General features: G+C 67.0%; 21 protein-coding genes. 18 read left to right on the forward strand and 3 right to left on the reverse strand.

All coding sequences use genetic code 11. The features are described from left to right. From VPH46_RS09935 to VPH46_RS09960, 6 genes are all read left to right on the forward strand, one after another. The coding region (locus tag VPH46_RS09935; protein WP_416610855.1) for a response regulator transcription factor at window positions 1–613 on the forward strand (613 nt) is incomplete at its 5' end. Window positions 614–1,140: 527 nt separating this feature from the next. After that, window positions 1,141–1,533, forward strand: coding sequence for a hypothetical protein (locus tag VPH46_RS09940; RefSeq protein WP_416610857.1), 393 nt, complete (start codon window positions 1,141–1,143; stop codon window positions 1,531–1,533). Window positions 1,534–1,736: 203 nt separating this feature from the next. After that, window positions 1,737–2,000: a hypothetical protein gene (locus VPH46_RS09945; protein WP_416610858.1), complete on the forward strand. Its 264-nt coding sequence runs from the start codon at window positions 1,737–1,739 to the stop codon at window positions 1,998–2,000. 11 nt (window positions 2,001–2,011) lie between these two features. Beyond that, window positions 2,012–2,527, forward strand: a complete 516-nt coding sequence (locus VPH46_RS09950; RefSeq protein ID WP_416610860.1) for an SAM-dependent methyltransferase — start codon at window positions 2,012–2,014, stop codon at window positions 2,525–2,527. After that, a complete protein-coding gene (locus VPH46_RS09955; protein ID WP_125961213.1) occupies window positions 2,524–2,790 on the forward strand; it encodes a hypothetical protein in 267 nt (88 codons plus the stop codon). The genes VPH46_RS09950 and VPH46_RS09955 overlap by 4 nt, the downstream gene beginning before the upstream one ends. Window positions 2,791–2,796: 6 nt before the next feature. Beyond that, entirely contained in the window at window positions 2,797–3,882 is a 1,086-nt protein-coding gene (locus VPH46_RS09960) for a hypothetical protein (protein WP_416610862.1), read from the forward strand. Between the two features lie 76 nt (window positions 3,883–3,958). On the opposite strand, the gene VPH46_RS09965 is transcribed toward VPH46_RS09960, so the two are convergent. Continuing rightward, window positions 3,959–7,018, reverse strand: a complete 3,060-nt coding sequence (locus tag VPH46_RS09965) for a TonB-dependent receptor (RefSeq protein ID WP_416610864.1) — start codon at window positions 7,016–7,018, stop codon at window positions 3,959–3,961. A gap of 204 nt (window positions 7,019–7,222) precedes the next feature. Then, entirely contained in the window at window positions 7,223–7,966 is a 744-nt protein-coding gene (locus VPH46_RS09970; RefSeq protein WP_416610865.1) for a FadR/GntR family transcriptional regulator, read from the reverse strand. A gap of 222 nt (window positions 7,967–8,188) precedes the next feature. Between VPH46_RS09970 and VPH46_RS09975 the strand changes: the two genes are divergently transcribed. Genes VPH46_RS09975 through VPH46_RS10005 form a run of 7 tightly spaced genes read left to right on the forward strand, consistent with a single transcriptional unit; the run spans window position 8,189 to window position 16,833 of the window. Continuing rightward, window positions 8,189–9,604 (forward strand): 3-keto-disaccharide hydrolase, encoded by a 1,416-nt coding sequence (locus VPH46_RS09975; protein ID WP_416610868.1) that lies wholly within the window; start codon window positions 8,189–8,191, stop codon window positions 9,602–9,604. 16 nt (window positions 9,605–9,620) lie between these two features. After that, a complete protein-coding gene (locus tag VPH46_RS09980; RefSeq protein WP_416610870.1) occupies window positions 9,621–10,931 on the forward strand; it encodes a Gfo/Idh/MocA family protein in 1,311 nt (436 codons plus the stop codon). Window positions 10,932–10,935: 4 nt separating this feature from the next. Further along, window positions 10,936–11,781 (forward strand): FAD:protein FMN transferase, encoded by an 846-nt coding sequence (locus VPH46_RS09985; RefSeq protein WP_416610872.1) that lies wholly within the window; start codon window positions 10,936–10,938, stop codon window positions 11,779–11,781. Beyond that, on the forward strand, window positions 11,778–13,058 hold the full coding sequence (locus VPH46_RS09990; RefSeq protein ID WP_416610874.1) for a Gfo/Idh/MocA family protein: 1,281 nt from the start codon (window positions 11,778–11,780) through the stop codon (window positions 13,056–13,058). The genes VPH46_RS09985 and VPH46_RS09990 overlap by 4 nt, the downstream gene beginning before the upstream one ends. A 49-nt stretch (window positions 13,059–13,107) precedes the next feature. Then, window positions 13,108–14,265 (forward strand): Gfo/Idh/MocA family protein, encoded by a 1,158-nt coding sequence (locus tag VPH46_RS09995; protein ID WP_416610876.1) that lies wholly within the window; start codon window positions 13,108–13,110, stop codon window positions 14,263–14,265. A 55-nt stretch (window positions 14,266–14,320) separates the two neighbouring features. After that, window positions 14,321–15,637 (forward strand): MFS transporter, encoded by a 1,317-nt coding sequence (locus tag VPH46_RS10000; RefSeq protein WP_416610878.1) that lies wholly within the window; start codon window positions 14,321–14,323, stop codon window positions 15,635–15,637. Between the two features lie 47 nt (window positions 15,638–15,684). Further along, window positions 15,685–16,833, forward strand: a complete 1,149-nt coding sequence (locus tag VPH46_RS10005; protein WP_416611038.1) for an MFS transporter — start codon at window positions 15,685–15,687, stop codon at window positions 16,831–16,833. A gap of 47 nt (window positions 16,834–16,880) precedes the next feature. Here VPH46_RS10005 and VPH46_RS10010 read toward each other — a convergent pair whose 3' ends face one another. After that, complete coding sequence (locus VPH46_RS10010) at window positions 16,881–17,432, reverse strand: hypothetical protein (protein WP_416610880.1); 552 nt, start codon at window positions 17,430–17,432, stop codon at window positions 16,881–16,883. A 378-nt stretch (window positions 17,433–17,810) separates the two neighbouring features. Between VPH46_RS10010 and kduI the strand changes: the two genes are divergently transcribed. The 5 genes from kduI to VPH46_RS10035 all read left to right on the forward strand — a co-directional run bounded on the left by kduI (window position 17,811) and on the right by VPH46_RS10035 (window position 25,372). Further along, the gene (kduI, locus tag VPH46_RS10015; RefSeq protein WP_416611040.1) at window positions 17,811–18,653 is read left to right on the forward strand and encodes a 5-dehydro-4-deoxy-D-glucuronate isomerase; all 843 of its coding nucleotides are present in this window, start codon (window positions 17,811–17,813) and stop codon (window positions 18,651–18,653) included. Between the two features lie 147 nt (window positions 18,654–18,800). Next, the gene (gene kduD, locus VPH46_RS10020) at window positions 18,801–19,556 is read left to right on the forward strand and encodes a 2-dehydro-3-deoxy-D-gluconate 5-dehydrogenase KduD (protein WP_416610882.1); all 756 of its coding nucleotides are present in this window, start codon (window positions 18,801–18,803) and stop codon (window positions 19,554–19,556) included. Then, window positions 19,556–20,569 (forward strand): PfkB family carbohydrate kinase, encoded by a 1,014-nt coding sequence (locus VPH46_RS10025; RefSeq protein ID WP_416610884.1) that lies wholly within the window; start codon window positions 19,556–19,558, stop codon window positions 20,567–20,569. The genes kduD and VPH46_RS10025 overlap by 1 nt, the downstream gene beginning before the upstream one ends. Next, complete coding sequence (locus tag VPH46_RS10030; protein ID WP_416610886.1) at window positions 20,556–22,130, forward strand: carboxylesterase/lipase family protein; 1,575 nt, start codon at window positions 20,556–20,558, stop codon at window positions 22,128–22,130. Before VPH46_RS10025 ends, VPH46_RS10030 begins: the two co-directional genes overlap by 14 nt. A gap of 224 nt (window positions 22,131–22,354) precedes the next feature. Further along, on the forward strand, window positions 22,355–25,372 hold the full coding sequence (locus VPH46_RS10035; protein WP_416610889.1) for a TonB-dependent receptor: 3,018 nt from the start codon (window positions 22,355–22,357) through the stop codon (window positions 25,370–25,372). Window positions 25,373–25,434 lie beyond the last annotated feature (62 nt).

Raw genomic sequence — 25,434 nt, forward strand, 5'->3', positions numbered from 1 at the left:
GGGCTATACCGTGGCGGAAGCGATGAACGGACGCGAGGCTCTGGTGCAGGCGAGCGCACACGAGCCGGATGCGATCCTCCTCGACCTGGGACTGCCCGACCGCGACGGTCTCACCCTGATCCCGATGCTGCGCAAACAGGCGAATGGCGTGATCCTGGTGGTGTCTGCACGCGAAGCGACGGAAGAGAAGGTGGCGGCGCTCGACCTTGGCGCCGACGACTATGTGACCAAGCCCTTCGACACCGACGAGTTGCTTGCCCGGCTGCGTGTCGCGCTGCGCCATCACGGCGGCTCCGGTGCGACGCCCAAGCTGGTGCGCCGCGGAGACATCACCATCGACCTCGACCGACGCCTCGTCTGCCGGGCCGGCGAGGAACTGCATCTGACCCGCAAGGAGCACGACGTGCTGGCGGTGCTCGCGCGCCACATCGGGCGGGTCGTCACGCACGAGCGCATCATCGCCGCCGCCTGGAGCGGGGAAGAGGATCCGCGGGTGGAATATCTGAGGATCGTGATCCGCAATCTCCGCCAGAAGCTGGAGGCGCCCGGCCCCGTCGGGAGCGTGATCGCCAACGAACTCGGCGTCGGCTACCGGCTGCGGCCCGATAGCTAACGCTGGGCATCGGGAACGCCGCACTATGGGCCCGCTATGCGAAAGCCTTGAATCGATCTCGAATTGCTATGCGCCGGGGGATAGCTGGGCCGCCACAACGGGGAATGTGGCATGCGCACGTGGCATCGGTCGTGGAAAGCAAGCATCGGACTTCGCGCCGTCGGAGTGGCCTTGTGCGGCCTTGCCTGGGCGGCAATCGCCAGGCTCGCGAGCTATCCGCCAACTGCCCCGGGCCTGATCCCGTACCTGCTCGCCGGCCTCGGCGTGATTTCCGCGAGCGCGGGAGGCGCGCTGGCATTCCTGGGGCCGCGCCTGTTCACACCGGTACGGGTCAGTGCGCGCTGGCGCCACAATCGCGCCGCCCCTTCTCGCCCCGCCGACAGATGGCATCACGCTCTGCTCCCGAACGCGAACGTCGTGCCGGAATTGCCGAACGCCTGGCTTACGCCTGAACCCACGGCAGCGGCAGGGATGCCCTGGCACGGGGTCCGCTCAGGCGCGGAAACAGCCCTCGACAGGGCAAGGGCATGACCAATCTCACCGCACGCCTTACAGGCGTCGTCTGCCTCCCGGCCGCCGCGGCGAGCACGCTCCTTCACCGCGCGATCTTCGTTGCGGCGCAAGGCGGCCCGGCGCAGGCGGCCGAGTTCGCCACCGGGCTGCTCAGCTTCGTGCTCGCAAGCCTCGGCGTCCTGCTGCTGACGAACGGCGCCCGGTTGTTCGAGCGTCCGGAGCCCCCGGCCGCGAAGCCGACGGAGGTGCTCCTGGTGTCGGAGGCTGCCGGGTTGAACGAGTCCGCCGCATTCGACTCCCGCTATGGTGTCGCCCGACTTCTGGCCGACCGCGCGATCCGGACGGCGTCGCTGCGCGAAGCGGCTCGTCACGCGTCCAATCCTGAGCCTCTCCACACACGGGGCTGACGCAGGCCCATGCCCGTGCTGCGAGCTTCTCTACAGGAGAGCCGAATGCCCAACGGCAGTTCCAGGCCCGCGACTGGCGCCAGCGCTACGCCGCTATGCGGGCGCTATGCGAAAGCCGGGAAACGATCTCGAAACGCTATGCCGCGGTCCATAGATCGCCGGGTGACGGGCCATGGAGCCCGTCCTACCGAGGTACAATCGACATGATGTCGGACGTTTCTCCAGAGCCCGACCAACCCGGGCGCATCATCTACGTGGGCCAGGACTGCGCTGGTCACTGGCTGGTCCAAGACAGCGGCAAGACACTGGAAGGCCGCTTCGTCTCCTATGCAGCGGCTATGCATTATGCGCGCGAGGAGCGCGAAATCTATCGGGCAGAGATCGCGATCGCATCCGCACCGCTGGTCCCGCTGGTCTCCTTCGATCCGGTGCCGGCGCCACGGCATGCGCTCGCCCGCGCGGCATGAGGGAGGCAGTCATGCACGCGCTACTTTCCATCTCGCCAGAACCGATCCCGGTTCACCGGCTGGCGAAGCCCGGCCCTCGCAGCCCGACCGTCCGCCGTTCGGCGGGCCATGACCCGCGCTGGGCTGCCGTCACGGCGCACCTCGCCGCGCTGCGAGAGCAGGGGCGCCATGCCATCCGCATCGTGGATGCGGACTGCGGCGCCGGCGCGCTGCTGCTGGGCGCGCTTCTCCAGGCTCGCGCGATGGGGTTCACTGCGATCGAGGGACGGGGGATCGATGGCTCCCCGCCGATGATCGGCCGCGCACGCGCTTCTGCGGCCCGCTTGCGCGACCCGGCGATCGGCGTGACCTTCGAGGTCGGCGATGTCGCAGCCGCACTTGGCGACGAGGCGGACCTGCCGGCGGACCTGCTGCTCTGGCACCGCTATCCGGCGCCGGATGCCGGCGACATCAGGACGGCGCTTGGCCGTGCCGCAAAGGTCGTGATCGACGACAGCTCCGCTGCCGCAGACAGGTGGGCGGCATGACCGGGCGTGACCTCCGGTGGCGGGCGGCGGGCCTGCTGCTGAGCGCCATCGCTTGCGCTGGCACCTTTCTCCACCGCGACGGATCGCCGCTTACGATCGTCTTCTTTCTGGGAGCGATCTGCGGCATCGTGCTGATGCTCCATGGCAAGCGGGTGGCGGTGGCCCTGCGCGCGGAGCGCCGCGGCCATTGCCAAACGGCGGCTGCGATCCACACCCAGCGGATGCGCCGCCAAGAGCGTCGGTCCGATCGCGTGCGGCGCTGAGGGCGAATGGAGTGCGCGTTCCGTTCGGGCGTGCTCCACGTGGAGGACGTGCCCCTCACCGCCGTCGCCGCAATGGTGGGGACACCGGTGCTCGTCGTCTCGGCCGCTGCCCTCGGGGCTGCCGCCCCTCGGCCGGTACCCCGTGTCCAGCATGTCCTTTCAGTCCGCTCGATCGCCAGCGCGGCGGTGCTGCGCCGGCATGCAGCGGAGGGTTGCGGCGCCGACGTAACCTCCGGTCCGGAAATGCACCGGGCGCTCACAACCGAAATCGCGCCCGCTGAGATCGGCTTTTCGGGAATCGCCAAGAACGGCGCTGCACTGGCCGCAGCGCTTGCGGCCGGCATCGGCCGCTTCACGCTCGAGCTGGAGGAGGAGGCCGCGCTGCTCTCGGCCCTGGCGCTCGCACGCGGAACCCGGGCACGAGCGCTGCTGCGCGTCGCCAGTCTTGCTCCCAATCCGCCCGCTTTTCCCGCCGCGTACGAGCGCCTCTCCCGCTTGGCCGGTCTCGATCTCTGCGGGCTGGCGATTTCTGCCGCCGCAGCGGTGGAACCTGCCGCGATCGGGACGCTGATCGGCCAACTTCGGGCGCAGGGGCATCGCGTCGAACGCGTCGATCTCACCGGCGTGCCCGGCGGCATGGATGATGATGCGCTAAGGAGGTGCGCAAGCGCCTGGGCTGTTGTGTTGGGAATTCCCGTCGCCGGTGTTCCGCCGGGGGCAGCGATGCTCCTGACCCGCGTGCTGCGGGTGAAGCGGACTCCGGCGGGGCCGTGCATCTTCGTCGATGCCGGGCGTGCGGTCTTTCGCGGCTTCCACGCCGCCCAGCCTCGCAGCCCCCACATGCTGGCCAGGGTTCCAGGTGCGAGATCGCCGCATGCTGATCCCGGAGCCACACTCGACTGGGTGGAACGCGGGGATCTCGTCGTAGTCCGCCCGGATCGGAACCCCGTTTCGCAACTGGTGGTGGTGGACGGAAGCCGGTGTGAGATGGAGGCGGATCGCGTGCTTGCCGCGACGCTGGCTGGTCATGGCGCGAGGGGCTATGGGCACGCCACCTACGCACTTCCGGGTATTCCCCGCCTAGAAACATAATCCTTGCTATCGGACCGAGCTTTAAGCCGAAGAGGGCCGTGTCCCCTGCGAGACACGGCCCCGTACGATGCAACGCTCAGAACTGGAAGTTGACGGCTAGCGCGTAGGTGCGGCCGAAATAGGCCGTGTACAGCGGGTCCTGGCGCGTAGTGTCGACCGTCAGCCGGTTTGTCTCGTTGGTGATGTTCGAGACTTCCGCGATCAGCTTGAGGTTTTCGCTGATGTTGTAGGACGCCGAAGCGTCCACAAAGATCGAACTGGCGTTGGACGTAGAGTCCGCGTCGACCGAACCGCTGGGCACCGCCGTGAGGAACGACGACCGATAGTTCACTGTGGAGCGGATGCTGAACTTCTCGTCCTCATAGTACAGCGTGCCGCTGGCGGTTTCCGGTGAGAGGCCGACGAGCGGAGCCGTGCGCGTGAGGGTCGGCGAGATGATGTAGTCGATGTTCGAGCGCACCCGCGTGAAGTTCGCCAGCGCCCCGAAGTTGCTGAGCGCCCCTGGCAGGAAGCGGAACGGCAGCTGTACGTTCACTTCCCAGCCGCGCAGCGGACCGCCGGGGGTGTTGTTGCTGCGTTGGACGGTGAACAGGTCGGTTGGCCGCAGCTGCGTTCCCGACAGCAAGCTCAGCGGCAGGCCGATGTCCTCGAAGGGAACCTGGGTGCTCGTCGTCTGGATATAGGTTTCGATGTTCTTGTAGAAATAGGCGATCGAAATCAGCGATCCCGGAGCGAAATACCATTCGAGCGAGCCGTCGAAGGTGTTGGCGCGGATCGGGTCCAGGAAGGGGTTGCTGAAGGAGGCCGTCTGGATCAACAGGTTGGCGGAACCGGCGGGGATCAACTGGCCATAGGAGGGGCGCGACATCACCCGCGCTGCCGAGACGCGCGCGATCAGGTCGGGCGTGATGTTCAGGGCCAGGTTGATCGACGGCAACCAATCCTCATAGGAGCGGCTAACCTCGGAGATCACGTACATCGATGGGTAGGTCGAACCGGGGGGCGACGCGGTGGTGATCGGACCATAGGTGTTCAGCCCGGTGTGGACATAGCGGACACCGGCATCGCCCCGCAGGGTAAACGGCAGGATGTTCTCCGTGTCGAACTTGAACATCAAATAGCCTGAGCCGTAGGTCTCCTTCACGCCGCCATAGGTTCCCTTGGCGCATTCCAGGTTGCAGTAGACATAGTCGTCCAGACCGACTGCCGAGCGGAACTTGTCCGGATCGATCGAAACGAAGTCCTGCAATTGCCCGTCGAGGTTCTTACCCACCCCGCTCGTCACGAAGGTGAGGCTTGAGAGGGATACGCCGGTGGGCAGTTCGAGCGGCGTGTTGGTGGCAAGTTGCCGCTCCCGCGCGGTGTAGCTGTTGGTACGATATTGCCCGCCGACCTGCACGGTGAACTGCGACGCAGCCTCCCACTCGCCGTTCAGCTCGAAGGTCTTGCTCGTGATCTTGTTGCGTCGGATGAAGTTCGACAATTGCCCGCGCTGGTCGCCGGTGGGGAGCGGCGGGCCGTACTGAAACAGCGCGGCATTCGTCGTGTCGATCCCATAGGTGATCTTGGGAATGTCCGGATTGTCGCGGAAGTCGATCGAGAAGTCGCGCGTATCGTTGGAGTCGATCGCCACCTGCAGGCGATCCACGTCGAGCACCGACTGGTTGATCCCCGCCAAGCCGAAAAGCCGGAAGCTGTCCGAAAAGCGATGGTCGAAGTTGAAGTTCACCTGCTTGTAGGTGGAGGTGAAGCGCTCGTCCTGCATTTCCGAGCGAAGATCGACGCCGTCGAAGAGGCCGTGGACCAGTGAGCCATTCTCGTCGACTTCGATGTCCCGCACGGAGGTGAGCGGTTGGCCGTTGTTCGAAATGGCGCGACCGAAGGAACGCGCGTCGAACATGGTGTCGAGCCGATGGACCTTGAAACGGGAATAGAGCCCGTCCAGCGAGATGTCGGTGTCATCGGTCGGCTTCCACTGCAGTGTCAGCGACCCTGCCAGGCGCTCTTGATTCTGGCTGCTCTTCACGGGGCGCGGCAGGCGCGGCAGGTACACGCCGCCGCCTGGTTTGCCGTTCACCCCCGTACGGCTCATGATATAGTCGTAGGCAGCCGCCGTGCCGGTGCGCGGATTGTTGATGCTGCAGTTGTTGGCGTCGGCGCCGATCGGCGTGCCGTTCGGCTGCGTATAGCCGGGCACCGGGCTGGTCGTTGGAACGCCGTTATAGACATAGCCTACCGGCGTGCAGAACGGGAAGATCACGCCTGCGTTGGCCGTGCCGGCCGGCTGGGCCAGGCCATAGACCGTCGTCGGAACGACATCGACCGCCGAATAGGCGTATTCGTCGATGTGCCGCTTCGAATAGGCGATGCTTCCAAGCACGCCGAACGTGTCGCCGAACTTCTTTGAGACCAGCGCGGACAGGCGCGGATCCACCTTCTTGCGGATGTCGTTGTAGATGCCGCGGGCGGTGCCCGTCAGGACCAGGTCGTCACCGCGCTGATCGAACGGCTTGGGCGCACGCAAATCGACGGTCGCACCCAGCGACCCCTCTTCCACATCGGCAGACAGCGTCTTTCGCACGGAGAGAGCAGAGAAGATCTCGGTCGGGAAAGTCACGAAGTCGAATGAGCGCCCGCTCGCGACGCCGCCACGAATGTCGCTTCCGCTGACCTGCGAGACGCCTTCCATGCCGTTGATGCGCACACGGGTGAATTGCGCACCGAGACCGCGGACGGAGATGTTGCGCCCCTCGCCGCCGTCGCCCCGCGAGAGCGCGACGCCCGGAATACGCTGCATGGACTCGGCCAGGTTCGAGTCCGGGAACTTGCCGATGTCCTCGGCAACGATGCTGTCGATTGCCGCGGTCTCGTTGCGCTTCGCATTGAGGGCGCTGTTGAGCGACGCGCGGAATCCCGTGACGACGATGTCGGTTTGGGGGGCGCCGTCGGTTGGCTCCTGTGGGGCTTGTGTGGAAGCCGCCGCTTGGTTCGCCTGCCCCGCCTCGGGCACGCCCACATCGCTCGTCACTCCCGCGGCAGCGGTTTGTGCCTGCGCCTGGATCGCGGCCGTGAGGAGCGGAATGAGAACACTGGTCGAAACGAGCAAACGATTCTTGTTGCCGCTGTTGAGCCTCACGCCGCCTCTCCCTGTTATACCCGGCGCCCTTGATGGACGTCCTTGGCAGTGATGTGCCGGTTGCCGGCATCAATCCTGCTGTCGGGTAACACTGCACAACCTGTATGACAATAGATGCCAAGTGGTCGGGCAGTTCACGGCAGTAGTTCTCTTACTGGAATGTAGGTTTTAACTGACCAATGTTAGCGGAACCATAGACCTTGATCAGACAGCGCGGCGTGCAAAGGCGCGTCTGCGTTGCGCGGTCTCGGCACGAACGCGCTCCACCGCCTCGGCTTCGTTGAGATGGAGCAGGTGGTCGATCACGCGCGTCAGATGATCGCGCATGGCGAGTCTCGCCTCGGCCGGATTGCGCGCTTCCAGCGCGCGCAGGATGCGACCGTGCTCCTCGAGACGCTCCTTCGTGCCCAGGCTGCCAGCCTTGCGCAGCACCTCGCGCGCGAGCGGCGACCGAAAACGTAGGTCCCAAAAGTCGGTCACCGCGGAGATGATGACGGCGTTGCCCGTCGCCTCGGCGATGCCGATGTGGAAGCGGCGGTCCGCGTCCTCGGCCGCGGCCACATCCTCCTGCGCCATCTCAGCGACAAGCGCACGCAGCTGTGCCAGCTGGGCGTCGTCGATCTCCGTTGCCGCCACCGCCGCGACTTCCCCCTCTACAAGGCGGCGAGCCTCGATGATCTCGAATGCGCCAATGTCATATTCCTCGCCTGCCTCGTCGTTTGTCGAGGCGAGGACAAACACGCCCGACCCCTTCCGCGCTTCGACCAGGCCCTGCATCTCCAGTGCGATCATCGCCTCGCGAATGGTCGGCCGACTCACTCCGAAACGCTCCGTCAGGTCCCGCTCGGCAGGAAGGCGCGACCCGATGGGAAAGACGCCAGCTCCGATGTCCGCGATGATGGCCTGCACGATCTTACGATACAGCTTGCCGCCATTGTTGCCTGACATGTTCATTCCCGATCTCTAACTGCGCGCGATCCGACACCGCTTCCGCATCGGCCTTCCCGCATGAAGTCGCGCTGCGTCAACCCCTTGGGCGGGTCTGACGGTACAAGTACTTCCTTAAAATGTCTGACAGCCTCTTGCATGTGGCCGGACCGCCTTTTACGCATGGAGCATAAAGCGCGTGGCAGCGACCAACGCGCGTCCGGGGATGAGGATGATGGCGGAATGAGCGGAAGCGCAATCGCGTCCAGCAGCAAGTCGCGTCGCGCGGTGGGCAAGGCGGTGCTGGCAGCAACCGTCTGGACGACAGCGATGCTGGTCGGCGTCGCGCCACCCCTCGCCTCCCTCCGCGCCGAGACTGCCGAGCCGTGGCGCAACATCACGCCCGACGCCAGCCTGAGGGGCTGGCACAGCACGGGCGGGAATGCGCGCTACACGGTGGTCGGGGGCGAACTGATCGGCCGCGCCGCGCCGGGCAAGGCGAACAGCTGGCTCGTCTCCGACGCCACCTATGGCGACTATATCATGGAGTTCGACGCCAAGACCGATCCGCTGCTCAACTCGGGGGTGATGGTGCGCGGCCAGAGCCGGCCCGATTACCGCAACGGCGTCGTGCACGGCTATCAGGCAGAGATCGATCCGTCGGCGCGGGCATGGAGCGGCGGCCTGTACGATGAACAGCGCCGCCTGTGGCTCTACAGCCTCGGGCGCAACGATCCCGCCCGCAAGACCTTCCGCTCCGGCGGCTGGAACCACTACCGGATCGAGGCGATCGGCAACCGTCTGCGGACCTGGGTCAATGGCGTCCCCGCCGCCGACATCGTCGACGACGCGGACGCGCGGGGCTTCATCGCCTTCCAGGTGCACGCGATCCCCGAGGAGCAGGCGCTGAAAGGGCCGGAAGTGCGCTTCCGCAACATCCGCGTGATCACGCAGGCGCCCGCACGCTATGCGCTTCCCGAGAACGCGCTGGAACAGCAAGGATGGCTCGCCAATCAGCTGAGCCCAGGCGAGCGCAAGGCGGGCTGGTCGCTACTTTGGGACGGCCGCAGCACCAAGGGCTGGCGCAGCATCAAGGGCGACGGCTTTCCGGCAAAAGGCTGGACGATCGCCGACGGAGCGCTTTCGGTCACCGGAGGTGGCGGCGACCTCGCTACTGCGACCCCGTACCGCGACTTCGAGTTGTCCGTCGACTATCGGCTCACCCCCGGCGCGAACAGCGGCATCAAATACCGGGTGGCGCCTGGCCCTGGTTCGGTTGGCCTCGAATATCAGCTTCTGGACGATGCACGGCATCCCGATGCGAAGATGGGCCGCGACGGCAATCGCACCCTCGCCGCCCTCTATGACCTGATCGCGCCGCAGAACCTTCTCGACCCACCGAACCCGGGCAAGCGGATCAACCCGCCGGGCGAGTGGAACCGCGCGGTGATCGTCGTGCGCGGCAACCATGTCGAGCACTGGCTGAACGGCTTCAAGATGGTCGAGTTCGAACGCGGATCGCCGGAATTCCGCCAAGCGGTCGCGCGGAGCAAGTTCGCCGGCCAGCAGGGTTTCGGCACCTGGGCCGAGAGCCCGATCCTTTTGCAGGACCACGGCGACCGGGTGGATTTCCGCTCGATCAAGATCCGCCAATTCTAGATCGGGGGGAAGAACGATGCTCGACCGTCGAACGATGATCAAGGGTGCCGGAGCCACGGTGGGCGTGGCGATGTCGGCGCGCAGCTATGGGCGGATCAAGGGAGCGAACGACCGCGTCCATGTCGCCGTCGTGGGCGTGAACGGCCGCGGACAGGCGCACATGAGCGCCTTTTCCAAACTGCCGAATGTTGCCGTCACCTACCTCGTCGATTGCGACAGCGCCGTCCTGGCGAAACGCGCCGCGGCCTCTGCCGAGCGCGGGTTCCCAGTCAAGACGGAGCGAGATTACCGACGCCTGCTCGACCGCAAGCTCGTCGACGTGGTCACCGTCGCAACGCCCGACTTCTCGCACGTGAAGATCGCCACCGACGCCATGGACGCAGGTCACCACGTCTATTGCGAGAAGCCGGTGGGCATCGCTCCCGGAGAGGGCGAGGCGATGATCGCAGTCCAGAAGCGCACCGGACGCAAGCTGCAAATCGGGAACCAGCAGCGTTCCAGTCCCGAGACGCGGCAGCTCGCAGAGCGGATCAAGGCCGGCGAACTCGGCCATGTCTATGAGGCGCAAGCATGGTACGGCATCGCGCGCAAGCCGATCGGCCGTGGCCAGCCGGTCCCGCCCCCCGCCAGCCTCGATTGGGACTTGTGGCAAGGCCCGCGGCCGCGCGCGGCGTACCGATCCAATCTCGTTCCCTACAACTGGCACTGGGTGTGGCAGTACGGAACGGGAGAGATCTGCAACAACGCCATGCACGAGATCGACGTGGCGCGCTGGCTGATGGGCCTCGCCTATCCCAAGGAGGTGGCCGCGCGCGGATCGCGCCAGTTCTTCACCAACGACGACTGGGAAATGTACGACACGATGGCGCTCGACCTCGCCTATGAGGGCGACCGCATGATCCGCTGGGACGGGCAAAGCGGCAATGCGATGCCGCGCTTCGGCCGCGGTCGCGGCGTGCTGCTGCTCGGCACCAAGGGATCGGCCGTGGTCGACCGGAACGGGTTCGAGATCTACGATCGCGAGGGCAAGCAGACCCGAGCCGTTAGCGCCGCGGCGACATCGGAGACGACTGGCACCGTGGGCGAAGGCGTGCTGGACGTCTACCACGCGGGCAATCTCGTGGACGTGATCCGCGGCAAGGCGGCGTCGCTGAACTCGCCCATCGAAGAGGCGCACATCAGCACCACCATCTGCCACCTCGGCAACATGGCCTATCGCACCAACCAGGCGCTGACCGTGGAGGGAGCGACGGGCCGCCCCTCGAATGCCGAGGCGATGAAGCTGTGGTCGGTCGACTATGAGCCGGGATGGGAGCTGAAGGCCTGAGCCGGTGACAATCGAGCCCGGCGTCGTGCGCTTTGCGGCGATGGGAACGCGCGTCGAGCTTCATCGCTTCGACGGCGGCGACGATGACGCGCTCGCCGCCGCCGGGCGCGCGATCGAGGCGGTAGATGACGCGCTGACGATCCACCGCCCCTCGCCCGCCACGGCCTTGAACGAGGCGCTGCTGTCGGGCCGCTCCGCCCCCGTCGACGACGCGCTGCTGTTCGATGCCCTGGAGGCCGCGGCGGACGGCCATGCCGAGACGGCGGGCTTGTTCGACATCGCAGCAGACGTCCGCACGGGCACGACATGGACCTCGGTCGCTTTCGATCGGCATGCGCGCCGGGTCAGGGCGGACAGGCCTCTGGCGCTCGACTTCGGCGGATTGGGCAAGGGGATCGCGCTCGACCGCGCGACGAGGGTGCTCCGCGAAGCCGGAGTGACTTCCGCGCTGCTTACCTTGGGTGAGAGCTCGATTGCGGTGATGGGCGAGCACCCGCTGGGCGGAGGCTGGCCGTTCGCGATCCCGCATCCGGAGGATCCGGAGGTCGAGCTGCTGGCGCTGGAGCTTGCCGACAAAGCGCTTTCGATCTCGGCGACCGTGGGTGCCGGAACACGAGCGCCGGAACGCGCCGCGATCATCCGGCCGCATACCCGCGTTCCCGTCGGTGCGCCGCTTTGTGCGGTGGCGGTGGAATCCAACGGCACCCGAGCCGAGATCATGAGCACCGCGCTGATCGCCGCCGATGAAGATGCGGCGGGACGCCTTCTTCACGGGCGGTCGGACTCCCGCTTCCGCTTCGACCTCGGCCCGATCGATTCACCACAGCGCACAAGGACCTTCGCTGCATGACCGACCAAAGCCTTGATCTCACGCGTCGGTCGTTCCTGGACCGCGTGCTGGCGGCCACCGCCGCCGCGGGAGTCGCAGGTGCCGCACCCTGGGCCGTCTCTGCTGCGAACGCCGCCTCCGGCGCGGCAATTTTAGCCGGCGCGGGCGATCGCGTCCGGCTCGGCGTGATCGGCACCGGCGATCGCGGCCGCGCGCTGATGCGCAACATTGCAAAAACTCGCAACTGCACTGTTGCCGCGGTGTGCGACGTCTATGCTCCCAACTTGGCCAAGGGTCGCGAGATCGCCGGCGCAAGCGTGCCAGCCTTCACGGATCATCGTGCCATGCTCGACGCAGGTGGGCTGGACGCACTGGTGATCGCCACCCCACTAGACCTGCACGCGCGCCACACCATCGATGGCTTCGATGCCGGGCTGCACGTCTGGTGCGAGAAGGCGATGGCCCGGACGATCGCGGACTGCGGAGCGATGGTCAGCAGGTCCAAGGCGGCGGGCAAGGTGCTGCAGATCGGCCATCAGCGCATGTTCCACCCCACCTATTTGAACGCCTTGAAGCGGGTGAAGGCGGGCGAGATCGGCACAGTCACCCAGATTCGCGCCAGCTGGCACCGTAACAACAGCTGGCGCCGGCCGGTCCCCGCCGGGGCCGACGACCGCCACGTCAACTGGCGGCTGTATCGCGACAGCTCCGCGGGGCTGATGACGGAGCTCGCCACGCACCAGCTACAGGTCGGCAACTGGTTCCTGGACGGGGTGCCGACCCGCGTCATCGGGTCCGGCAGCATCTGCTTCTGGAAGGACGGGCGGGAGGTCTATGACCATGTCGCGCTGATCTATGAATACAGCGGCGGGCGGAAGTTCATCTACACCTCGTTGCTGAACAATGCGCGCTACGGCTGCGAGGAGCAGATCCAGGGAAGCAAGGGCACGATCGAGCCCGAACTCGGCCGCATCTATGCCGAGGTGCCGCCGAAGGTGCTCGCACTCCAGCGCATGCGCCAGGACGTGGCGCGCGGGCACAAGCGAACCGTGCCGATCGGAGGGGCCACCTGGTTCCCGGAGCTGCCCGTCACCACGCCGGGCGAGTCCCTGGGCTGGGGCGAATATGACGAGACCATGCTCCAGTTCGAGGGCTTCGGCGAAGCGGTCCGTTCCGGCAGGCCGCTGCCCGGGCTGCTCGCACAGGCCTATCAGGCAAGCGTCGCCTCGCTGCTCGGCGAACAGGCGATGGACCGTGGCCAAGCGATGCCCTGGCCGACCGGCTTGGTTGACGTCTGATCCTCCCCACCCTCTGTTGCCAGACTTCCCCTCTGCCCAAGGACTCGCCGTGACCCACACAGACCGCCGCACCCTTCTCGGCTTGGCTGCTGCCGCCGGCCTTTCCGGCCTTGCTGCCGATGCACTCGCACAGTCTGCGGCCCGCGGGGACGCCCCGACGGAAGGTGCGCCCGCGCGCCCGGCGCCGGAAGCCAAGTATCGCGTGCCATTCGGCGTCATCGGCATGGATCATGGCCACATCTACGCCATCACCGACGCGATGATCCGCGGTGGGGGGGTGCTGACCAGCTTCTATTCGGCCGTGCCGGAGCAGGTCGCGACCTTCCAGAAGCGCTACCCCGGCGCGAAGCTCGCCCGTTCGGAAGACGAGATCATCGAGGACCGCCGGATCAAGTTGGTCTGCAGCGCCGCGGTCCCGGGCCTGCGCGCGCCGCTCGGCATCAAGGCAATGCGCGCCGGCAAGGACTTCCTCGGCGACAAGGCCGCGGTCGTCACGCTGGAGCAACTCGCCCAGGTACGCGCCGCGATCAAGGAAACGGGCAAAAAGTTCGGGATCATGTATTCCGAACGGCTGGAGGTGCCCGCTGCCGTACAAGCCGGGCAGCTGGTGCATGACGGCGCCATCGGTCACGTCCTCCAGACCGTGAACCTCGCGCCGCACCGGCTGGGGGCGCCGAACCGGCCGAAGTGGTTCTGGGACACCGAGCGGAACGGCGGCATCTTGACCGACATCGGCAGCCACCAGGCAGACCAGTTCGTCTATCTGACCGGCACCAAGCGCGCCAAGGTCGTAGCCTCCCAGGTCGGCAACTTCGCCCATCCCGAATATCCGCAGTTCCAGGACTTCGGCGACATGATGCTGCACGGCGACGGCGGCACCGGTTATGTCCGTGTCGACTGGTTCACGCCCGACGGCCTGCCGACCTGGGGCGACGGGCGTCTCTTCATCCTTGGCACCGAAGGCTATATCGAGCTGCGCAAATACGTGGACATCGAGGGACGGCCCGGCGGCAACCACCTGTTCCTGGCCGATCGCAAGGGCACGCGCTATCTCGACTGCTCCAAGGTGCCGCTTCCCTTTGGCCCGCAGTTCATCACCGACATCGTCGAGCGCACCTCCGTGGCGCAAGACCAGGAAGGCGCGCTGCTGGCAGCCGAGCTGGTGCTGACCGCACAGGCAAAGGCGACCCGCGCCACCAGCGCCTGAGCGCTCGAGCACCCGGTCCCGCGGCTTCGCCGACACTACAGGAAGAAGGCAGAAGATGGTGTTGCCAAAAGCTCCCGCCCCCGCGCTTGCCCGTCCTGCCACCAACGTCCGCTGGATCATCTGCGCGCTGCTGTTCCTGGCGACGACCATCAACTATGTGGATCGCCAGATCATCGGCATCCTGAAGCCCACCCTGGAGGTTGAGCTCGGCTGGAGCGAGGTCGACTACGGCAACATCGTGTTCTGGTTCCAGGCTGCCTACGGACTTGGGCTGCTTGCGTGCGGGCCGGTGATCGACCGTATCGGCACACGGCTCGGCTATGCGGGCGCGATCGGGCTTTGGAGCTTGGCAGCGATGCTGCACGCCCTGGTGCGCACGCCGCTCGGCTTTTCCGGCGCGCGGTTCCTCCTTGGCCTGGGCGAGGCCGCGAACTTCCCTGCCGCGATCAAGACGGTCGCCGAGTGGTTTCCGCGCCACGAGCGCGCGCTCGCGGCAGGCATCCTCAATGCGGGTGCCAATGTCGGCGCGATCGCCACGCCGATCGTCGTGCCGCTGCTGACCATCCACTTCGGCTGGGAGGCAGCCTTTGTGGTGACCGGGCTCATCGGCTTTCTGTGGCTCGTCGCGTGGCTCCGCTACTATCGGCAGCCTGCCGCGCACCCTCGGGTGAGCGCATCCGAGCTCGCCTACATCGAAGCCGACGCCGCCACAGAGCCGCAGGCCCGCGTGCCTTGGGGCCGCCTCTTCGGGCAGCGTCCGACCTGGGCCTTCGCCATCGCCAAGTTCCTGACCGATCCGGTCTGGTATCTGTTCCTGTTCTGGCTGCCAGACTTTCTGTCGAAGCAATATCAGCTCGATCTGAAGACGTTCGGCCCCCCGCTGATCGCAATCTATCTGCTGGCCGACGCGGGCAGCGTCGGCGGCGGCTGGCTCTCGTCCGCACTGATGAAGCGGGGGTTCGGCGTCAACGCCGCGCGTAAGCTCGCGCTGCTGAGCTGTGCGCTGTGCGTGATCCCGATCCTCTTCGCCACGGGCGCTTCCCATCTTTGGAGCGCCGTCGCGATCCTGGGTCTCGCCGCGGCGGCGCATCAGGGATGGTCCTCCAACCTCTACGCCGTGGTGTCGGACACGGTGCCGCGCGGCTCTGTCGCATCCGTCATGGGGATCGGCGGTGCTGCGGGGGCGATCGGCGGCATGATCATGGCGCAATATGTCGGCCACGCGCTGGAGTCCTTTGGATCCTATTGGCCGGTGTTCGTCTGGGCGAGCAGCGCCTATCTGATCGCGCTCCTGATCCTCCATCTGCTCCTGCCGCGGATCGGCGAAGCCGAAGCCGGCGCGGAAACCGGGCCCGGTCCGGCTGTGGTGTGAGCCGGGGCGGCGATGTGACCGGCGGATGTCGCGGACCGGGAATGCCTTTGTGCGCCGGCTACACCGCTCTTGCCTATCTGGCGGTCGGGCTTCCCCTCGCAGTACTGCCGGGCTGGGCGCTGGATCTCGGGTTCGGTCCGATGGTCGGTGGGCTCCTGGTCTCGGCCCAGTATCTGGCAACGGTAGCCAGCCGCCTGCTGGTGGGGCCGATGATCGATCGCTCGGGTCCCCGCCGAGGTGTCGTGCTGGGGTTCCTGTGCTGCGCAGGCGCGGGCATCGCCACCGTCGCCGCCCTGCAGTTCCCCTCACCCGTCGCGGCATTGGCCGTGATGCTGGCCGGCCGGCTTCTGTTGGGAGCGGGCGAAAGCCTTGTCAGCACCAGCGCCATGCTATGGGGGATCGCCCGCATCGGTGCTCCACAGGCCGCGCGGATGATCTCCTGGAACGGCATCGCCACCTATGCAGCGATCGCGGCAGGTGCCCCGCTGGGCGTAGTCCTCAGCGAACGCGGCGGTCTGGTGCTGCTCGGTGCGGCCCTGACGTCGATCGGCATCGCCGGCTGCTCGCTCGCACTGGTCCAGCCGGCAATGCGCACTCCAGAGGCGGTTCGCATGCCGATACGGAGCGTTTTCGCGCGCGTGTTTCCATTCGGGGCAGTGCTCGCCCTGGCAACGATGGGGTTCGGAGTGGTGACGGCATTCGTCACCCTCTTCTTTGCGGCGGCCGGATGGCCGGATGGCTGGATGGCCCTTTCCGCCTTTGGCGGCGGTTTTGTCGCCTCGCGGATGCTTTTTGCCGCACGCCTCGAAAGCCGGAGCGGTCTGCGAAGCGCGTCCCGCTTCCTCGCGGTCGAAGCGGCGGGCCTGGCGCTTCTGTACCTGTCCGCCAGCCCCCAGATGGCCGTTGCCGGTGCCGCGATCACAGGGCTCGGCTTTGCGATGATCTTCCCCGCGCTGGGCGTCATCGTGATCGAACAGGTGCCGCCGCAAAGTCGCGGAACGGCGATCGGCACCTTTGCATTGTTCATCGATGCCGCGCTGTGTGCAGCAGGTCCGCTCGCGGGCGCAATCGCGGCACGTTCGAACTACGCCCTTCCCTTCGCCGCAGCGGCCTTCTGCGCACTTGTCGGCCTGTGGGTCACCATAAGCCTTCGAACTGCCGGGCGGACGCACGAAGCAGAGCGAGTGACGTGGTGACACGCCCGGGGCGAGGCCGCGCTCGACCGGCGCACCCCTGCGCCTCCTTAGCCCTGCCGGAGCGCGCGCCGGGCCTCCTCCGTCACCGTATACACTGCCTGCCGCTGTGCACCGCGGTTGTGGTGGTCGACGCGATAGCCCTGGTAATGTCGCCGGACGAGCCCAGCGCGCACGAGCTCCGACACCGCCCGACTGACGTTGGTACGGCCCGACTGACGCACGCGCTTGCGCACCTGGCTCTCGATCACGGCCTCCGCCTCTGCCGGGTCGGCGGGCAAGGCGCGCTTGGCCTGCAGTTCCGCACGTACCCTGCCGGCGATCGCGCGCCGCCGCGGATCCCGCTGGGCCACCGGCATCAGCGCGTCGCACAGCCAATCGCGCACCGGCACGCGACGATTGCCCTCCCGCACGAAGGGACCGGCCGCACCGGTCTGGGCGCTCGCCTGGGCGATCAGGTTCAGCACCATGAAGCTGTAGCGGGGGCGCTCGCACAAGGTGGACAGGCGTTCGAGGACGGCAGGCAGGTCCATGGACCGCGCGGGCACCGGCGCTGCCGGCTCTTGAGCCACGGGGACCGCGAAGAGATCAGGCTGGAACATGGGAACATTCCAAGCACAGAGGAGCTCAGATGTGAATCCCCGGCGCGGCCCCACCCATGTTTTGACCACGAATGGCACTTTACCCGGGTAAAGTGCCACGAACGGCAGCCGGCGTGCGGTCGTTCACGCACCTTGCATCCCCTTTTGACACCGCTTACCAAAGCGCATGTCCATCAAGAGGCAGGGGAGAGGCCGGTGCCGCAATCAACCGCCAAGCTTGTGATCGTCGGATCCGGTATGCCGGGGTGGTCGACACGCGCGCGCCCGTTGCAGCACGCCCGTCCGAAGCGTACCGCTGTCTCCACGCGCTCGGCGCCCCCTCGTTCGCCCGACTTTCCGCTGCGCACCGCGCCGCCTGACGTTCCAAGAGGAGCCACCATGTTCGAACGCACCTATTACGCCACCCACCCCGACATGATGGAGTGCGTCTCCAACGAGGAACTGCGCGACCGCTATCTCATCCAGGGTCTGTTCCGCGAAGGTGAGTGCGTGCTCAACTATACCCATGCCGACCGCTTCGTGATCGGCGGGGTCGCCCCGGGCGCCGAGCCCGTGAAGCTGCCCGCCCAGACGGAGCCCGCGTCTGCCGCCGGCCATCCCTTCCTGGAGCGCCGCGAGCTCGCGATCGTCAACATCGGCAAGACCGAAGGCACCGTCACCGTCGACGGCGAGACGTTCACGCTGGGCAACAAGGACTGCCTCTACGTCACCATGGGGGCAAAGGAGGTCGTGTTCGCCGGCCAGGGCGCACGCTATTATCTGGCGTCCTGCCCCGCCCACAAGGAATTCCAGACCCGCAAGCTCGGCATCGCCGACGCGAAGGCGCTGGAGCGCGGCAGCCTGGAGGAGTCCAACGAGCGCACCATCTACCAGCTCGTCATCCCCGGTGTGTGCGACAGCGCGCAGCTGGTGATGGGCCTGACGGTGCTCAAGCCTGGCAGCGTGTGGAACACCATGCCCCCGCACATCCATGAGCGCCGCAGCGAGATCTATTGCTACTTCGAACTCGACAATCCCGACACCGATCGCGTCATGCACTTCATGGGTGAGGGCGAAGCAATGCGCCACATCGTCGCTGCCAACGAAGAAGTCGTGATCTCGCCGCCCTGGTCGATCCACATGGGTGCGGGCACCAAGGCCTATGCCTTCATCTGGGCAATGGCCGGCGAGAACCAGGACTATACCGACATGAACGTGCTGGACATCTGCCAGCTGGCGTAACTTCCTATGCTCCCCTCCCTGGAAGGGAGGGGCTGGGGGTGGGTTCCGAGCCGCCAGGCTCGGCTCTCTCCGCTAGCCAAGAGCGCGCCGCTTCGCGACGCGCACCCACCCCCGACCCCTCCCTTCCAGGGAGGGGAGGAGTTGCAAATGACCAATCCCTTCGATCTTTCCGGCAAGGTGGCGGTCGTCACCGGCGCCAACACCGGCATCGGCCAGGCGATCGCCCTCGCGCTCGCAGAAGCCGGCGCCGATATCGCTGCGGTCGGCCGCACCCCGGCCGAGGACACCGTCGCCAAGGCGCGCGCGCTCGGCCGCAAGGCAGAGATCGTCTCGGCGGATCTTTCCACGATCGAGCCGGTCGGGCGCGTCGTCGAGGAGACGGTGGCAAAGCTCGGCGGGTTTCATATCCTCGTCAACAACGCCGGCATCATCCGCCGCGCCGACGCGGTCGACTTCACCGAGGAGGATTGGGACGCGGTCATCGACACCAACCTCAAGTCGGTGTTCTTCCTCTGCCAGGCCGCCGGCCGCCACATGATCGCCAACGGCGGCGGCAAGATCATCAACATCGCCTCGATGCTGACCTTCCAGGGCGGCATCCGCGTGCCGAGCTATACCGCATCCAAGTCGGGCATCGGTGGCCTCACCAAGCTGCTCGCCAACGAATGGGCGGCCAAGGGCATCAACGTGAACGCGATCGCACCGGGCTACATCGCGACCAACAACACCGCCGCACTCCAGGCGGACGAAGTCCGGAACAAGTCGATCCTCGATCGCATCCCTGCGGGACGCTGGGGCGATCCGTCCGATCTCGGCGGCGCCGCCGTGTTCCTCGCGAGCCGAGCCGCCGACTACGTCCAGGGCCATATCCTCGCCGTCGACGGCGGATGGCTGGCTCGCTGATGACCACGCAGCGCCTGCTCGCCTTTGGCGAAATCATGTACCGCATGTCCCCGCCGGGACGGGAACTGCTGCTCCAGACGCCCAAGCTCGACCTGTGGGTCGCAGGCGCCGAGGCCAACGTCGCGACCGCGCTCGCCCGCCTCGGCCACGACGTCGCCTTTGCGAGCCGCCTGCCCGACAACGACCTTGGCCGCGCCGCGATCAGCACCCTGCGCGGGCATGGCGTGGACACGCGGGGGATCCAGCTCGGCGGCGACCGCATGGGGCTGTATTTCGTCACCTCAGGCGCGGGCATGCGCGCGACCGAAGTCATCTACGACCGCGCCCATTCCGCCTTCGCCGAGGCACCGGCCGAGGCCTGGGACTGGGACACGCTGCTCGACGGCGTCGACCGGCTCCACCTGTCCGGCATCACCCCGGCGCTCGGCCCCGTGCCCGCCGAGAGCGCGCTTGCCGCCGTCCGCGCAGCGGCCGCGCGTGGCATCGCGATCTCGTTCGACGGCAATTATCGCGCCAAGCTCTGGGAGCGCTGGGACTCCGATCCGCGTACCATCCTGACCGAGCTGGTCTCCCATGCCGACCTGATGTTCGGCAACCACCTCGACATCGCGCTGCTGCTCGACCGCACATTCTCGAGCGATGCCGAGGAGCGCCGGCGCGACGCCGCCGAAGCCGCGTTCGCCACCTTCCCCAAGCTCCAGATGATCGCGTCGACCGCCCGCCACGTCGAGCATGTCGACCTCCACCGGCTTTCCGCGCGCATCGACGCGCGCGATCGCGCCGCGCAGACGGAGGAGATGGAGCTCGCCGGCATCGTCGACCGCATCGGCGGCGGCGACGCCTTTGCGGCAGGCGTGCTCCACGCGCTGCGCCGCGGCGACGATCTCAACACCGCCGCGCACACCGGCCTCGCTCTCACCGCCCTGAAGCATTCGCTGCCGGGCGACGCCAGCATATTCCGCCAGGCCGATCTCGACGCGTATCTCCAAGGCGGGCTCGATGTCCGCCGCTGACGGCTGGACCCGCCGCGGCGCCCTCACCGGCGTGGCGGCAAGCGGCGCGGCCCTGTGGGCGGCGAGCGCGGCAAAGGCCGCCGCGGCCGGCACCGTGCGCGCGCCCGCCGGCGACTTCGTCGGCGCCCGCGAGGGCGGTGTCCACGCCTTTCGCGGCATCCGCTACGGCCGGGCCGAACGATTCCGTGCCGCCGTACCAGTCGCCCAACCCGGCACCCGCGTCCTCGCCCAGCGCTTCGGGCCGATCTGCCCGCAAAAGGCCGCAAGCGACGAGCCCCGGTCCGAGGATTGCCTGTTCCTCAACATCTGGACCGCAGAGCCGCGCGTCGGCGCCAAGAAGCCGGTGATGCTCTACATCCACGGCGGCGCTTATTCCAACGGCAGCGTCACCGATCCGCAGACGCATGGGCATCATCTCGCCGCGCGCGGCGACGTGGTGGTGGTGACCGTCAACCACCGCCTCAACGCCTTCGGCTACCTCTACCTGGCGCGCCTCGATCCGCGCTTCGCCGACAGCGGCAACCTCGGCCAGCTCGACCTGATCCTCGCCCTGCAATGGGTGCGCGACAACATCGCCGCCTTCGGGGGCGATCCGAACTGCGTGATGGTATTCGGCCAGTCCGGCGGTGGCGCCAAGATCGCGACGATGATGGCGATGCCGGCAGCCAAGGGCCTGTTCCACCGCGCTGCGACCATGAGCGGACAGCAGGTCACCGCTTCTGGGCCGCTCAACGCCACCGCCCGCACCCGTGCCTGTCTGCAGCGGCTCGGTGTGACGGAAACCAACCTCGACCCGCTGCTGGCGATGCCCACCGAACGGCTCGTGGACGCCCTCGACGCGACCGACCCAATTCTGGGCGGCGGCGTCTATTTCGGCCCGGTGCTCGACATGAGGTGGATGACCCGCCACCCCTTCTGGCCCGACGCCCATCCGCAGGGCCTCGCCATCCCGATGCTGCTCGGCAACACGCATGACGAGACCCGCGCCTTCCTCAGCCCGGACAGTCCCAAGGTGCAGGGGCTCACCTGGGACAATGTCGCCGATCGCATCGCACCCGAGCTGCGCATCGACATTCTGCCCGAATGGGTCGTCGCGCAATATCGTGAGCGTTTTCCGGACTGGACGCCCACCCAGGTCTTCTACGACGCCACCACCTGCGGGCGCAGCTGGCGCGGCCAGGTGATCGAGGCGGAGGAGCGCGCGCGCGCCGGCGCTCCGGGCTGGGTCTATCAGCTCGATTTCGGATCGCGCACCGACCCCCGGCGCGGAGCCTTCCACACCATGGATATCCCGCTCGTGTTCGGCACGCTCGATGCCGAAGGGGCGCAGACCGGCACCGCCGCGGATGCGCGCACGGCCTCGGCAGCCATCCAGGAGAGCTTCGTCGCCTTCACAAAGACCGGTGATCCGAACCATGCCGGGTTGCCGCACTGGCCGCGCTACGATCTGGCGACGCGCAGTACGATGGTTTTCGACACCCGCTCGCGCGTGGAGAACGACCCCCGCCGCTGGCAGCGCGAGCTGTTCGCCCGCGTGCCCTACATCCAGCCCGGTACCTGAAATCCACCATGTGGCAGACGGTTGACACCGGTTCCGATCGGCCGCATGTCTATGACACCGGTTACTAGAGCAAAACAGGCCGGTTGAACGACGCGCCAGACAAGCGTCGGATCGAGAGGATGTCGGACGCGGGCCTGTCGCCCGCCCTCCCGAACCGTGCGCGATACAGCGTGTCAGGAATCGTTGCCGATGCCAGACGTCGGCCGTGAGGGGAGAGATTTCGCATGACCATGTCCCGTCGTACGTGCCGCGGATCGTTGCGCCTGGCCGGCGTTTCGCTCGGTGCGATGTCCGCCGCACTGCTGCTTCCGCAGGCGGCCCTCGCCCAAGCCGCCGAGGTCCCGGAGACGGTCGCACCCGGCACCCAGGCGCAGCAGGATCCGTCGCCGGCCCAGACCGCGATCGTACCGGCCGATCAGGCGACGCCTGACCCCGCTGCCCAGGTCGCACCGCCCGAAGCGGACACGGGAGGCGACATCGTCGTCACCGGCTTTCGCCAGTCGCTCGGCGCCGCGATCGCGCTGAAACGCAACACCGTCTCCTCGGTCGATGCGATCGTGGCGGAAGACATCGCCAAGTTCCCCGACCAGAACCTCGCCGAGTCGCTGCAGCGCATTCCCGGCATCTCGATCCAGCGCGATGCCGGCGAAGGCCGCGCGATCACCGTGCGCGGTCTCGGCGCCCAGTTCACTCGCGTCCGCGTCAATGGGCTCGAGACGGTCGCCACCTCCACCGATGGCGCCAGCTCCAACCGTGACCGCGCCTTCGACTTCAACGTGTTCGCGTCGGAGCTCTTCAACTCGATCGTCGTCCACAAGACCGCGGAGGCCTCGCTCGACGAAGGGTCGCTCGGCGCCGTGGTCGACCTCAACACGGGCAACCCGCTGGCCGGCAAGACCGGCGTCACCTTCGTGGCCTCGGGTCAGGCGTCGTACAACGATCTTTCGGAGAACTGGGGCCCGCGTCTCGCCGGCCTGCTGTCGTACAAGAACGACGCCGGTACCTTCGGCGTCGCGACCTCGGGTGCGTACCAGAGCACCAACAACCTGGAGCTCGGCAACAACACCGTGCGCTGGGCCCAAGGCGTGTTCGACTCGGTCGACGGCACCCCTTGCTTCTCGCAGCCGAACCGTGGCGGCACCTATGTCGGCACCCCGGGCGGCGTCTGCGACCAGGTCGCGCTCGCCTTCCACCCGCGCATCCCGCGCTACGGCTCGGTCCGTCATGATCGCGAGCGCCTGGGCCTGACCGGCAGCGTCCAGTGGGCGCCGACCGACGCAACCAAGGTCTCGATCGACGCGCTCTATTCGCGCTTCAAGGAAACCCGCGAGGAGAAATGGGGCGAAGTGCTGCTGCGCTCCAACGAGCGGCAGATGAACGTCCGCGACTATACGATCGATGACAACAACAACCTGATCTCCGCAACCATCGACGACGCCTGGGTGCGCACCGAGCATTATCTTCGCGAGTCGCAGACCGAGTTCTACCAGATCGGCGGAAGCTGGGATCAGGATGTCAGCGACACGTTCCGCTTCACGCTGATGGGCGGCTATTCCAAGTCGAACGCCACCATTCCGGTGGAGACGACCTTCGTGTTCGACGATCGCGACGCGCAGGGCTTCAGCTACGACTACACCAACATGAAGCGCCCGGTGATCAGCTTCGGCACCAGCGTCACCGATCCGGCCAACTTCCAGCTCTCGGAGATCCGTGACCGCCCGTCCAAGACGGTCAACGACTTCCGCACCGTCCAGCTGCGGACCGAATGGGACGTGACGGAGGGGCTGCAGATCAAGTCCGGAGCCATGTACCGCCGCTTCTCGTTCGATACCCAGGGCTTCTCGCGCGATGCGGTGGTCTGCCCGAACGCCGGCGGCACCGACGTGGTGCTCGGCACCATCACCTGCACGCCCAACAGCAACATCGGCCCGACGGCGGTGTACGGCTTCCCGGCGGGGAACCTCGGCGAGCTGTTCAACCTTGGCAAGGCCGGTCAGCCCGGCGGCACCACCACCGAGTTCCTGATCCCGAACATCGATGCGGCGGCGAACTACACCGGCCTCTATGATCGCACCGCCAACGTGCTGGTCGGGGACACCCGCAGCGTCTCCGAGGAAGTGACCGGCGGCTATGTCCAGTTCGACATGGAAGGCGACCTGTTCGGCCTGCGCTACGCGGCCAACGCCGGCATGCGCTATGCGCACACCGCGCAGAAGTCGACCGGCCTGACCTCGGCTACGGCGGGCGGCGTCACCACCAATACGCCCGTGACCGTCGAGCGGAGCTATGACGACTGGCTGCCCGCGATCAACGTCGCGCTGTTCCCGCATGAGGACATCGTCCTGCGCGGCGCCATTTCGAAGGTCATCACCCGGCCGTCGCTGGGCAGCCTGACGCCGGGAGGCTCGGTCGACGGGTTCAACTACCGCGTCAACTTCGGCAATCCGCAGCTCGATCCGTTCCGCGCCACCTCGTTCGATCTGTCGGCCGAATATTATTTCGCGCCCCAGTCGCTGTTCTCGGTCGCGCTGTTCAAGAAGAACATCGCCAGCTTCCCGGTCTCCGGCACTCGCAGCGGCACCTTCGCCTCGACGGGCCTGCCGCTCAGCGTGATCCCGGCGAGCTCGCCGGCCGCCCAAGCACCGGAAGGCCAGCTGTGGCAGATCAGCGGCCCGGTGAATGGCGAGGGTGCGTCGTTGAAGGGCATGGAAATCTCACTGCAGGCGAGCTTCACCTTCCTGCCGGGCTTCCTCAAGAACTTCGGCTTCCTCGCCAACGCCACCTTCGTCGACTCCAGCGCCAGCTATTCGCAGGGTGGTCCGGCGACCGAGGTGATCCAGCCTGGCGTCAGCCCGACCGGCGCACCCATCCCCGGCGGCACGCTCGGCGCGCTTCCCAACACCACCCGGGACGCGACGCTCTACGGCCTGTCGAAGCGCGCCTACAACGGCACGCTCTACTATGAGGATGCGAAGTTCTCCGCGCGCGCGTCGGTCAGCTATCGCAGCCCGTACATCGACGGCGCCTCGGCGACCGGCAACCTGTTCGAAGGCTATGACGAGACGGTCAACGTCGACGCATCGCTGCGGTACAAGGTGACGCCGAGCTTCGAGCTGTCGCTGGAGGGCACCAATCTGACCGACGAGTATCGCGATCGGTGGGTCGATATCGACGCAAAGCGCAACTACGAGTCCAACCACTTCGGGCGGACGTTCCTGATCGGCGGCCGCTTCAAGATGTAGGTCGTCCCGGGCGCCCCGCTCCCCTCCCTTGGGGCGCCCTTCTTTTCTTCCGCGGGAATTCT

This window comes from Sphingomonas sp. MJ1 (PH-R8) (genome assembly GCF_048058635.1).
Taxonomy (GTDB): domain Bacteria; phylum Pseudomonadota; class Alphaproteobacteria; order Sphingomonadales; family Sphingomonadaceae; genus Sphingomonas.